The organism is Pseudodesulfovibrio profundus (assembly GCF_900217235.1).
In the GTDB taxonomy this organism is placed as follows: domain Bacteria; phylum Desulfobacterota; class Desulfovibrionia; order Desulfovibrionales; family Desulfovibrionaceae; genus Pseudodesulfovibrio; species Pseudodesulfovibrio profundus.
On record NZ_LT907975.1, the window covers coordinates 2,096,883 to 2,109,423 of the forward strand.

Genomic DNA, 12,541 nt, shown 5'->3' on the forward strand with positions numbered 1-12,541 from the left:
ACGCATGACAATCAGCCCTGTCCGGTTCGCCGGGCAGGGCTTTTGTTTTTGAGACAGTCTGTTTGGGGGCAATAAAAAAGCCGCCCGAAGGCGGCTGTGTGTTTTCTAAAGAATCGTCTGCTACAGCATGGCTGCCTGCATGATGGGTGGCTTGGAGATAACAACCTTGTTGCGGCCGTTGTTCTTGGCCTCATACAGGGCCTTGTCCGCCTTGAGGATGAGGTCGTCGTCCTTGGTCAGGGCGCCTGCCTCGATGGAAGCGACCCCGATGGAGGCTGTAACCTTGAAATCCTGGCCGTCGAAATGGAAGTCGCACGACTGGATTGCTTCGCGTACGCGTTCGGCCAGCTTCCAGGCGTCTTCTTCCGATGTGTGCGGCAGCAGAACAACGAACTCTTCGCCACCATAGCGGGCGGCAAGGTCGGTGGTGCGGAAGGTGTCGGTCAGAATCTCGCCGACCTTGCGCAGTACCATGTCGCCTGCCTTGTGGCCGTATGTGTCATTGACCAGCTTGAAGTGGTCGAGGTCGAACATGAGCAGGGAAAGGTCGTGATTGTAACGACGACGGCGCTTGATCTCGTAAACAAGCCGCTCCTCGAAGGAGTGGCGGTTGTAGATACGGGTCAGGGCGTCCTTGTCGGCACGGAGCTTCACTTCCTTGAACATCAATGCGTTACGCAGGGCCAGGCCGAGGTGAGTGACAGCCGAGCGGAATGTCTCCACCTGATCCTTGCCCAGCCGGTAGTCCGGCTCGCACAGCAGCATGAGGCAACCGAAGGTCTGTTGACCGGCGGTCAGCGGCATGATGGCAAGGCGACCGTCGTCGGGCGTCAGTGAAAATTCCTGCCTGCGGGCGGATTCAGCGTGGATGATCTGGAAACCGTTGACCGAGCCGCTGCCCATGTTGTTGGCAGCAGCCATGATCTCTTCCACCCACCGGGATTCGGTTTCCGGCGGCATGGTTCCATTGAGGAAAATCTCGACATCAGTCACTTCGGATTCCGGCTGTTGCGTCCAGAATGCCGCGTGAATCATCTTGATGGGTACGACGAGGCTCAATGTTTCCTTGGCGTTCAGCAGGATGGACGCCGGGTCGAGGCTCTCGGTTGCAGATGCGAGAATCTTGTTCAGGAACATGAGCTGATCGGTCTTGCGGGAGAGCAGTTCCCTCTCCAGCATGATCTCTTCCGTCATCCGGTAGATGTCCGAGTACATGGATGTGACTTCCTTGGCCCGGAAGACGGCATCCTGCACCTTGGGGCGGGTCAGGGGAGTTCGGACTACTGTCAGAAAACCTTCGGACAGTACCTGATCCATTTCGATCTGCTCGTCATCCTTATCTTGGATGAGGATGCGCTGGGTGGATTCCTGGCTGCGATATTCCTCTTTTCTGCTCTCCGGCATATCGGACCATACGGACCAGGGAATCCAGGCGGCGGAAGGCTTTTCCCTGCCGCTCATGTCCCTGGACCACGGAAGTGATCCCAGGGGAAAATTTCGGACGTAAAAACCGGGGCCGACACCCATTTCAACCTGCCGCTTGAGTTGTTCGTTCAAGCCGAGGCCCCACATGAGTTCGGGCCGCTTGCCCCGTTGTATGGTTTTCTTTCGCATATTCATTGCTCCTGCAATAAAGTCAAAATACTGACGCTTCCCTGCGTCTGCACAGGGTACTGAGCAAAATGGGGGCCAAATGGGGCAGGATGGTATAATCAAGGTCCAATATTTGTTTTTATTTTTCTTAAGTCGCTGTTCAGCAAGGATTATTATTTACACTGTGTATAGGAGCATTGTCCGCATGCAGGAAAAAAGTGCCGCCATATATCCGTCAAACCCTTTGACAAATTGGCTGGATACGGTTTTCATCCCCATATGTCGGAATCAAAGCGAATATGGGGAACACTTGATCCTTTCTATGAGCCGGGGCCGGTTCTTGGTCGAAAGGTGGCAAATATCGGTTTTTTGCGTGCGCTGCTGGCAGAAGACCGATTTGATGAGTACCACTTTTTCCTCGGCGATCAGGGCGTGGCTGACTCGTTGCGGGGGCATATCGCCAAGATTGCGCCCGACCTTCTGGACAGTGGGCGATTGCGCACCTTTGATCGAAGGGAGCTTCCTGTTCAGGTCGCGCAGACCGGTTACCACTGTTTTCACCTGTCGGACTGCATCACGACCCAGCCGCATCTGGCTCGACTCCGTAACCGCTACAGCCGGACGATATTCCCGATCACCGGCACCATTCATTCCTTGAGTTATGCCGAGTTCTGCGGTCCGTTTCTCCGACACCTGTGGGCTGGGACAACCGAGCGGGATGCCATTGTCTGCACCTCTGCACCGGGGCGTCAGGCCGTGGAACACTTTTTCGGCTGGCTGCGTTCTTCCTACGATATGCAGGAGGCCGTAGCATCGGCTCCGCAATTGCCGCTCATTCCGTTGGGCGTTGATGTGGCGGACCTGCACCCCCAAGGGCAACGATCTGACGATGGGCCGGTTCGTCTGCTGGTTTTCGGTCGCATATCCCATCATTCAAAGATGGACCTGTTGCCGCTGGTCCGCGCTCTGCATCGATTGGTTTCGGAAGGGCTTGACCCAAAGAGCATTGAACTCGTGCTGGCGGGTTGGGCCGATGACAATGACGATTTCCTGCCGACCCTCAAGGACTACGTGAAGAATGTGGGGATTCCGCTTTCTGTTTCGCTGCGCCCGACCGAAGCGGAAAAGCGTCGGCTCTATCAATCGTCTGACATTTTCATTTCCATTGCGGACAACCCGCAGGAGACCTTCGGCATTACCGTGGCCGAAGCCGGAGCGTTCGGATTGCCGTCCGTGGTTTCTGAGTATGATGGATACCGCGACATCATCCGCCATGGCGAAACCGGCCTGCTGGTGCCGACCATCGGCCCGGACGACACCAGTGATGCCGATATTCTGGCACCCTTGACTTATGGCAACCAGTACCACCTGCTGCTTGCCCAGCGCACAGCCGTGGAGATACCGGCCCTTGCCCAGGCGCTTTATCGCCTGATTGCTTCGCCGGATGAGCGTCGCGCTATGGGTGAAGCCGCCAGAAAGCGGGTGGTGGAGCACTATTCATGGCAGGAAGTCATCAGGCAGTATCACGAACTGTGGGATGATTTGTGCGCACGTCCGGTTGACCGGGATGCGTTGCGTGATGTTGCCCATCCGCAAACGATGCCCTACGCCGATCTGTTCGGTCATTACACAACGAAACAACTGGACCCGGCCATGCGTCTGAAGGCCGGAAGAACCGGTGAAGCCTTTTACAGGGGACAGGATTATCCGACCCTGTATTCAGGAATGACGCTGACCATTGACCCGGAACTTGCCAAGAAATTGGTTTTTCTGGCTCGTAAATCCGTTGACAGCGATTCCCTGATACGCAAACTTATCGCCATAGCGCCCGAAGTTGATGCGACCACAGCTAAAAATCATATAATGTGGTCGCTCAAACATGACATACTGGAGCGCGTACCGTAATCGAAAACCAGAACCCTCCTGTTTTCATCTCTAGAGTGAGGCTTTGGCCTCGCTCACCTGTTTTATTCAGGGGATGGGAGCAAAGGGAAAAAGGCCTGGGGAAGCAGTTGTCACTGTTTTTCCATTGCCGGAGGTATTTATGAAAGCTCTGAGAGCGGCTCGGATGGAGCGCTGCATTGGCTGCCATTCGTGCTCACTGGCCTGTTCAAGACAGGTACACAAAGTGTTGTCCTGGAATAAGGCAGGGATACGTATTTCTTCGGCCGGAGGTCTGTCCACCGGCTTTGAGGCGCGGTTGTGCCTGGCGTGCAGTCCGGCCCCATGCGCCAAGGCCTGCCCGACCGGAGCCCTTTCCCAGCGCCGCGACGGCGGCATCATACAGAAAAAGAAGCTGTGCATTCGCTGTGGTGAATGTGCCACGGCGTGTCCGGTGGATGCGATCTTCCTGGATCATCTCGTGAATCCGTACATCTGCATTCACTGTGGTCGCTGCGTGGAGTTCTGCCCGCACGATTGCCTGGAGATGGTTGATCTTCCGAAAACCGCAACCGACGAGGAGGAACGCGATGATTAGAGATTTCTTCCGCGTCATGGTGGTCAATCTGACCACGGGCAAGACAAATATCGTTGAGCGGGACGGACGAAGCGAGTTTTTGGGCGGTACCGGCCTTGCTGCCAGGCTCTTTCAGGAGTTCGGCCATATGGACAAGGATTGGGATGATCCCGAGCAGCCCCTGATTTTCGCCATCGGGCCGCTCACCGGCTATTATCCGCTGATGTCCAAAACGTGCTGCGCGTTCCGTTCGCCGTACCATAATGAATATTCGGAGAGCTACGCAGGTGGTAAGTCCGCGTTGTCCCTCCGCTTTGCCGATCTCGATGCTCTGGTCATCATCGGCAAGGCCAAGCGACTCACTGCGCTGTGTGTCGGTTCGCGCCGTGTCGAGACCCGCGATGTGGAATACATGCGTGGTTTTGACGCTCTGCAGACCGGTCGCGTGCTGCGCAAGGTCTTTCCGGGGTCTGGTCGTCGTTCTATCCTGCGTATCGGGCCTGCCGGTGAAAATCGATCCGCTTACGCCTGCATTAACGTTGATACCTTCCGCCATTTCGGTCGGATGGGCGGCGGTGGTGTCATGGGAGACAAGAACCTCAAGGCCATCTGCATTCTTGGTGACCGTGGATTTGATCTGCCGGACAACAAGGAATACCCCAAGCTCTACAAGCATATATTCAAGCAACTGACCACCACCGAGATGATGGCCAAATACCATGGTCTCGGAACAGCCGTGAATATCAAGCCACTCAATGGCCTGAAGAGTCTGCCCTGGAAGAACCTCCAGCAGACATCCAGCCCCGAAGCGGACAAGATATCCGGTGAAACCTTTGCCGACGATACGCTGCTTCGCAATGCCGCCTGTGCGGGTTGCCCGGTAGGATGTATTCATGTCGGCTTCGTGCGTGAGCAGTTCCAGGCCAATAATCAGTATCTGTATCGACAGGTGGGCTATGACTACGAGCCTATCTTCTCCTGCGGCGGAATGCTGGAGGTCACCGAGGCGAGCGAAGTGTTGCGCATCCTCGACGTGATCGAGAAGGAAGGGCTGGACTGCATGTCCACGGGTGTTGCCTTGGCTTGGGCTACGGAGGCGCTGGAAAAGGGCGTGATCTCCGAAGAGCAGACCAAGGTTAAACTGCAGTGGGGCGATGCAGAAACCTACATGCAGGCCGTGGAGATGATCGGTAGGCCCACCAATGAATTCTACCGCCTGTTGGCTCAGGGCGCCTTGAAATGCGCTGCCGAGTTCGGCGGTGAGGACTTTGCCTGTGTCCTTGGTCAGGAAATGGCCGGATATGCCACTGGCGAGGTCTTCTTCGTATCCGAAGGACTCGGGTTCCGTCATTCGCATCTGGATTCCGGCGGCTACGCCTACGACCAGAAGCATGAAGACAAGGATGTGAAGAGGGCATTAGACTTCCTTGTGGATGATGCCCGTGAACGAATCGTGCTCAACTGCATGGTCGGCTGTCTCTTCTCCCGTGGCGTCTACAAGGATGAATTACTGGCCGAGGCCATGGATGCCGTCGGTTACGGCGGACTCAATGGCAAAATGGCCGAAATCGGTGATCGTGTGCAACGACTGCGCTGGCGATTGCGTATCGGCATGGGCTACGATCCCCGTGCAGTGAAGATTCCGAAACGATTCACGGAAATCACCACATGGAAGGGCCCAATCGATACGGAATACCTTGAAGCACTGCGCACAGGATACGCCGCCCGAATCCTCGAAATGGGTGCTCCAGAGAAGGAAGAAGAATAAAAAACGCAATTAATAATAAAAAACACTTGCAAAGCCCACGGGGTTTCGCTAAACACAACTCCTCACCGGCGCTCAGGTAGCTCAGTCGGTAGAGCAGGGGACTGAAAATCCCCGTGTCGGCGGTTCAATTCCGTCCCTGAGCACCATTGAAGATCAAGCCCTTACGTCAATCGCGACGAAAGGGCTTTTTCTTTTTTGGCGTTTTGTACTAGGATAGTACTAGTTTTGAAGAAGACAGTCTCCGGATCAACTGAATGCTTGAAGTCCTCTTGATCCCTTCAGATATAACCGCTTTATCAAATTATCGAGGTCCGTTAGGATGACTGCAAAGAAACAGCCTATGAAGACAGAATATATATTCGATGACATTCAATCGAAGTACTTCGTACATAACTGTTATCTTCAAAGAAAGGCAAAGCAAGATGAACCTCAACGCTTTGCCAAAGTCAAGGAAGCTATCAGTGCTTTAGAAGATGCTGTGAAGATTGATCGTGAAATTTTTGAGGAACTCATAGTTGAGATTTCTCATTATGGCTGGGAAGGCGAAAAGTCGTTTCTTGCGATGTATGATTACAATGTCGATTATACAGCCTATAGAGCCAAGATTTGCAAATTAATCTTCTCGAATGAATTTAAGGCGCAAATAGAGGGCATCCACTCTTTCTCTTGCGATTATTTCTATGACGCGATTGCCCTTACTAGAGAAGAGCCTATGGATGGTTACATTGAAGCACTCAAGAATTATCTGAAGTTTCGCAAAGAACCGGAGTCATTTCAGATAGAATTTAGTGAGGAAGACTTGGATTGGCTAGACGATGATGTTGATGGGGTAACTCATCTTCTTGCAACTTATCCCAAATGCTACCTTCTTTTCCCTAAACAGGAAGAAGATCCCTTTCAAATAGAAAAGGATACAAATGGTCTAACTATCACAGTCCAGCCATGCGCTGATAATTTTGACGCTGAAAGATTTGCCGAGCAGTTGTTGGTGCAAATTGCTGGCTTTCAATATGAACACCAAGAAGGGACAAACATTTCCCATACATCGTTTGAGAAGAAGTGTTTTCAATGGCTTCAGAAGAGAGCAGAAGAGCCAAAGGTTGATCTTAAGGGATTACTCGGTCGCTTTTTAGGACTTTGGATGTGGGATAACAAAAGGAAAACCGGAGGGACTCTTGAAGATACCGCTTATGACTGTCAGTCCCAATTCCCAGAAAGATATAAGAATCGATCGGGCATTATTGAGGACGGCCCGTCACTAGATGTCCTTGAAGGCTATTACAAGTGGGCTACACGCTGTATTTCCAGTGGTGAAGTAGAAAACGCAAAATAGTCGAAAATATATTTATATTCCATTTCAGGGGGAGTTCGTGCACAAGCCGAACTCCCCCTGACGCTTTTGAGACTCTCTGAAAAATAATGAGTCAAAAGAAAGGAGGTCCAATATGGACGACACATTTTTTGAGACTCTTGAAGGAAGACTTCCAGAGTATTTTACCAGGCAGTTTTTTTGTGAGCTTGTGCCGGGACTCTGGTCCCCGAAAACGTTGGCAAATGTCGAGTCGGCAGATCCCAATTGCAACAACGGCAAACGGATCATCGGAGGTAAAGCAGTCTATCAAAAGCGGCCATTCATGAAGTGGCTCAAGTCAAGATGTCGGAATTAGATTCATCATCCTAGTCGTTATAAGTAGTTGTAATTCGCTACACCTCGTTTGGAGATAGCAAAAGGAGTAAATTCGATGAGTAAAGTAAAGGAACCAGAAATTATTACTGTTGAAGACAATGACATTGAGGAAAGCAACATCAAGCAGCCCGATGTCGTGGATCTAGCTCAGTCCATTGCAGAAAATGTGGCTGAGCAATTGGCAACAGCACCCAGCAATGCAGGGGAGCTGGTCGAGGCAATTGAAGTTACGGTTGAGCCTATCGTGGTCTATAAAGTTACTACTCGCCTGCCACTGAGGTAGAGGAGATGTCTAGGGATCTATGGGAAGCAGCCGAACAAGCTGCTCCCGGAACACAGCATGTGAAGGAAGTAGTAGGGTTTATTGTCCCTATGTAAAGTCCCCGTAAAGTAGGTCCATTGCCAAGTAGAGACTTCTGGCCCAAAATGGGACAGGAGTTTTGCATGCGTAAATCGAAGTTCAGCGAGTACCAGATCGTCAAGATCCTGAAGGCAGTGGAAGGCGGACGAACTGTCGTCGATGTCTGCCGCGAGCACGGCGTGAGCAGCGCCACGTACTACAAGTGGAAGTCAAAGTATGGCGGCATGGAGGCATCCGATATCCAACGGATGAAGGATCTCGAAACGGAGAACCGTAAGCTCAAGCAGATGTTCGCCGACCTCAGCCTGGAAAACATGGCGCTCAAGGATGTGATCGAAAAAAAACTCTGAGGCCAGTTCAACGCAAGGAATTTGTCATGCACATGGTCAACGCGTTTGAGTTGAGCTTGCGCAAGGCATGCGCGGCCATGGGCATCAGTAGGAGCTACTACGCCTACAAGCCGCATCCGCGGGACGACAGCGATGTCATCGCAGCCTTGACTGAACTGGCCGAGAAAAAGCCTACATGGGGCTTCAGTAAGCTTTTCAACGTCCTTCGACAGCAGGACAAGCCCTGGAACCACAAGAAGGTCTGGAGGGTTTACTGCCTCTTGAAAATGAACCTGAAGCGCAAGGCCAAGAAGCGGCTTCCGCAAGCCTCTCGGACGGCAGTGGCCCAACCGCTTGCGCCAAACTATTGCTGGTCGATAGATTTCATGCGGGACACGCTTTACAGCGGTCGCGTCTTCAGGACTTTCAACGCTGTAGATGATTACAACCGTGAGGCCTTGGCCGTGGAGATCGATACCAATATGCCAGCAGGACGAGTGGTAAGGGTGCTGGATCGGGTAGCCGAAGAGCGTGGCGGCTATCCCGAGAGGTTGCGAATGGACAATGGTCCAGAGTTCTCGGGGACTGTCATGGCGGCCTGGGCCGAATCGCATGGCGTGAATCTGGAGTTCATTCAGCCTGGCAAACCCACCCAGAACTCATACATCGAGCGGTTCAACCGAACCTACAGAGAAGAAGTGCTTGATTTGTACGTGTTCAACAGCCTGAGCGAAGTTCGGGCCATTACGGAGGACTTTATCCGTGAGTACAACGAGGAACGTCCTCATGAATCCCTGGGGAATATGTCGCCGATAAATTTTGCTGCCCAAAGGGCAGGGGGTACCCCCTACCCTCTGGGCAACCCCCCGAAAACTGCCGGGAGTCTCTACCGTTAACTGGCCCTATGAAAGGGGACTTTACACCTAGGCCTTTAGCTCGCAGCTATCAGGAGGAGAAAGAAGTCAATAATCGGGTTGTAGAAGTTGTTGATAGTCAGCAGGCTGTAGCCATGCACTACAGCCCAAGCTCGGATAGCTATGTGCCGGAATGTAACCAAGGAGGTGAAATAACACCGGCAATAGACGACTGGAAAATTCGCAAGAATAAGAGGTTGAAGCTGGGTGTTGTTAAATTGCCAACTATAACAGATGCTTGGTGTCTTGATGCTGGCAAGGAGTGTGATGGACTCTTACCTCAAATGCAAGTTTTGCAGAGAGTGAAAGGGTTAACTGCTGACGTGAAAATTGTCCTTAGTGCAATCATTGAACTTGATGGTGCGGAGTTTTGTAGGAGTGATCTAACACGAGCCTTGAAAAACAAAATGAAGGCTCAGGAAATAAAATATTTTCTTGAACAGTTGGTTCGCAAAGGTCTTTTGAAAGAGCTGCCAACCACGCCAGACATTAGTAAAAAAGGGGGTAGACCTAAGGCAGAAGAATATGAGCTTCTTTTTGACAAAGACACCATCCAACTCACCGACCTGGATGCAGAACTATAAGGGGGCGTTGGTTCATGTCTGCAAAGAAGGAATTAACGCACTTCGGTGTAAAGGTTATCAAAAAAAGCAACGGCCAAAGTATCGTTGCTAAGGGAGCATACAACAATAGAGCAAATCTTCGTAGTCTTAACACTGGCAGCAAGCATTACCACAAGAGCAAAGGGGAGCTTCTTCATTCGGTAATGCTTGCACCTGAAGAGGCCCCTGGGTGGCTTCTTGAGTTATCCAACAATTACGAAGAATTTTTCTCATACATTGAAGGAGGAGAAACGCGTAAAGACGCGCAGTACATGCGGGAGGTCACCATTGGCCTTCCTCATGAACTGAGTGGTCGTCAAAATATAGAATTGGCAACGGCATTTGTTCAGACCGCTTTTGTTGACCAAGGCATGGTCGCAAATCTTGTAATACATAAACCAACTGACAAAGGAGACCAGAGAAATATTCATGCTCATATTTTGCTGACCATGCGAGAAATTCAACCGGATGGCTTTGGCAAGAAAGTCAGAGCTTGGAACAGGTTAGTTCCACAATGGCGAGAAAACTGGGAAGCTGTCGCCAATGGTTATCTCGTAGAAAAAGGCTTTGAGGCTCGTGTGAAAATGAAAAGTTATAAAAAACGAGGAATTGATAAGGAAGCAAGCAAATATAAAGGGCCACAGTACACCCCTAAAAAAACGAAAGAATGGCATCTTGATGCCATAGACATTGCCTCCACGCTTGAAAAAGCTTCAGCGCGAACAACAGTTAATGCTGGCGGCAGGGTTTTTAGTGAACGTAGCAGATAATTAATAAACTGGAGGTAACTCCATGAATTATTATGAAATGAACAAATATGATCTTGATCGTCAACTCGCAGATACTGATTTTGCAGCATTCGATGAGCAAGACAACAATGGAAGTCATATCTTCATCGGTGCGAGTCTGCCTGATTACAGGTTGCCTTCGCTCCATATGATTGCGGAAAACAATGCTCATCCTGTCGTCATTGGCAGTACCGGTTCGCATAAAACAACAGCGGGCATCATCCCCAACATTTTATGGAAACAGGGGTCTTTTGTTGCTGTTGATCCTAAAGGAGAAATTGCAAAAGTCGTAGGCCCATATCTGCGTAGCTGCGGATTTGAAATTGTGATTTTTGACCCGTACCAAGTTGGAGGTTTTCCTTCCGCTACCTATGACCCTATTGTGTTACTCATTCCTAGTGACCCAGAGTTCGCAGATAAGGTTAATCAAATTGTAGATGCTTTGCTAGTCCCTCCGGTCAGTGGTGAGCCTCATTGGGTAAATGCAGCTCGGAATCTGTTGGCTGGAGTAATAGCCTATGTGGTTGAGAACAAGAATGAAGTGAGTAGCCTCGCCCGAGCCCATGATATTCTCCAAGGTGGGATTAGTGTTGTCTCTAAAATTGCAAAGGGACTATTGAGCATAGGCGATACTGAGTCGTTGGCATGGCGAAAGCTTGGTCGGTATGCGGAGTACAATCCTGAAAACCGAGAGGCTCAAAGCATCCTTTCAACTCTTCTTACCCAGTTGCAATTCATGGATAGTGACCCTATCCGCAAGACCCTGTCTTATGGAACTTTTAGGTTTGAGGAGTTACTCAATCCACACGCAAAACTGGCGGTGTTTATTACTTTGCCACCTGAAAAATTAGAATCTCATAATCGCTTCCAGCGTCTGTTGATTTCGCAGGTAATCGCTGAATTTTCACGGGCTGGCGGGGTAAAGAACACATCAACGGACCTGTATATAGACGAAGCCGGAACCATAGGAACGCTACCTATGCTTTCGCAAGCCGTAGGAGTGATGCGAAGCTATGGACTTAGGATTTGGACATTCTTCCAAACTCTTGGGCAGCTTAAGCGTGACTATCCGCAAGATTGGCAGAATTTCATTGGCAACAGTGGCACTCTCCTTTTGCTGAAAGTAATGGATAATGAGACAGCTCAGTACTTTTCTGAGAAGCTTGGTAAACTTAGGCAATTTGAGGAATTGAGTGGGTTGTCTACGGGAAATGGAAAGCTTGGTAGCACGAATACTTGGAATGCTGACGCGCCGTATCAAGGGATGCGTGATGTGCTTTCACCAGAAGGGCTGTGCCAACTTCCTGACGATGTTGGTTTAGTTTTGACTGATGGCACTCCTGTTCTATTTAGAAAAACTCCGTACTATGAGACTGCACCTTTTCGAGATGTCGTCGCGTAGGCTGCATTTGTTGAGAATATTCAAACCAGGGCGAGAGGTAATTACTACTTCTCGCCTTTATGATTTTCTGACGGAGTTTTAGGCAGAATAAAACCGGTAATAAACACGGAAGAAACTGTAATAACCTAGATTAAACCTCAGGGTATTTAGAATAAGCATTTAAAATTAAGGAGAAAACTCAACGTATAAGTGAACGTTCAAAATCTCGGTTGTAGGTACAGTGGTGGTTTAGGCCGGGTGGACAGTTTGGCGGCAGAAATATGGAAAGTCAGAAAGATGTCTTCTTCAATACACCTTTACTCACTCCTCAATAAACACTTTGAAATTTCTCACTTTCAGGTGCATGATCTCGCGTGCTGTTTAGCGTCATAAACCATGCAGCAATTATGCTGTCTTGGTAGATATAAATTGCGATAACAAATCAGGAAGTTGTTACTTTATGACTCTCAAGAAATCCGAACTCTATTCGTCCCTCTGGCAATCCTGCGATGAACTTCGTGGTGGAATGGATGCCAGTCAGTACAAGGGTTATGTACCGGTCCTTTTGTTTATCAACTACGTCAATGGCAAGAAGATATCGTGACTGTTGTTCCGCATTCTGGAATAACAATGCGCTTATCTAGCCTGAAAGATTGCAGA

General features: G+C 50.3%; 11 protein-coding genes and 1 tRNA gene. 11 read left to right on the plus strand and 1 reads right to left on the minus strand.

Going from position 1 to position 12,541, the window contains the following annotated elements; all coding sequences use genetic code 11:
• Positions 1 to 120: 120 nt before the first annotated feature.
• Entirely contained in the window at positions 121 to 1,614 is a 1,494-nt protein-coding gene (locus tag DPRO_RS09960; RefSeq protein ID WP_097011902.1) for a GGDEF domain-containing protein, read from the minus strand.
• Positions 1,615 to 1,872: 258 nt separating this feature from the next.
• Here DPRO_RS09960 and DPRO_RS09965 point away from each other — a divergent pair, with 258 nt between their 5' ends.
• The 11 genes from DPRO_RS09965 (at position 1,873) to DPRO_RS10020 (ending at position 12,485) form a co-directional block, all read left to right on the plus strand.
• Complete coding sequence (locus DPRO_RS09965; protein ID WP_097011903.1) at positions 1,873 to 3,498, plus strand: glycosyltransferase family 4 protein; 1,626 nt, start codon at positions 1,873 to 1,875, stop codon at positions 3,496 to 3,498.
• Positions 3,499 to 3,637: 139 nt separating this feature from the next.
• Positions 3,638 to 4,072: a 4Fe-4S binding protein gene (locus tag DPRO_RS09970; protein WP_097011904.1), complete on the plus strand. Its 435-nt coding sequence runs from the start codon at positions 3,638 to 3,640 to the stop codon at positions 4,070 to 4,072.
• Positions 4,065 to 5,819 (plus strand): aldehyde ferredoxin oxidoreductase N-terminal domain-containing protein, encoded by a 1,755-nt coding sequence (locus tag DPRO_RS09975; protein WP_097011905.1) that lies wholly within the window; start codon positions 4,065 to 4,067, stop codon positions 5,817 to 5,819. The genes DPRO_RS09970 and DPRO_RS09975 overlap by 8 nt, the downstream gene beginning before the upstream one ends.
• 70 nt (positions 5,820 to 5,889) lie before the next feature.
• Positions 5,890 to 5,965, plus strand: a tRNA-Phe gene (locus DPRO_RS09980).
• Between the two features lie 173 nt (positions 5,966 to 6,138).
• A complete protein-coding gene (locus DPRO_RS09985; protein WP_157917437.1) occupies positions 6,139 to 7,152 on the plus strand; it encodes a hypothetical protein in 1,014 nt (337 codons plus the stop codon).
• 409 nt (positions 7,153 to 7,561) lie between these two features.
• Positions 7,562 to 7,789: a hypothetical protein gene (locus DPRO_RS09995; protein WP_097011908.1), complete on the plus strand. Its 228-nt coding sequence runs from the start codon at positions 7,562 to 7,564 to the stop codon at positions 7,787 to 7,789.
• A 161-nt stretch (positions 7,790 to 7,950) separates the two neighbouring features.
• A protein-coding gene (locus DPRO_RS10000; protein WP_097010305.1) for an IS3 family transposase occupies positions 7,951 to 9,092 on the plus strand; the annotation gives its coding sequence in 2 pieces (ribosomal slippage) (positions 7,951 to 8,212 and positions 8,212 to 9,092; 1,143 coding nt in all).
• 8 nt (positions 9,093 to 9,100) lie between these two features.
• Complete coding sequence (locus DPRO_RS10005) at positions 9,101 to 9,694, plus strand: hypothetical protein (protein WP_097011909.1); 594 nt, start codon at positions 9,101 to 9,103, stop codon at positions 9,692 to 9,694.
• A 14-nt stretch (positions 9,695 to 9,708) separates the two neighbouring features.
• Positions 9,709 to 10,482, plus strand: a complete 774-nt coding sequence (locus DPRO_RS10010) for a MobA/MobL family protein (RefSeq protein ID WP_097011910.1) — start codon at positions 9,709 to 9,711, stop codon at positions 10,480 to 10,482.
• 235 nt (positions 10,483 to 10,717) lie between these two features.
• The gene (locus tag DPRO_RS10015; protein ID WP_407681407.1) at positions 10,718 to 11,902 is read left to right on the plus strand and encodes a type IV secretory system conjugative DNA transfer family protein; all 1,185 of its coding nucleotides are present in this window, start codon (positions 10,718 to 10,720) and stop codon (positions 11,900 to 11,902) included.
• Between the two features lie 439 nt (positions 11,903 to 12,341).
• The gene (locus DPRO_RS10020) at positions 12,342 to 12,485 is read left to right on the plus strand and encodes a type I restriction-modification system subunit M N-terminal domain-containing protein (protein WP_197706467.1); all 144 of its coding nucleotides are present in this window, start codon (positions 12,342 to 12,344) and stop codon (positions 12,483 to 12,485) included.
• The last annotated feature ends 56 nt before the right edge of the window (positions 12,486 to 12,541 follow it).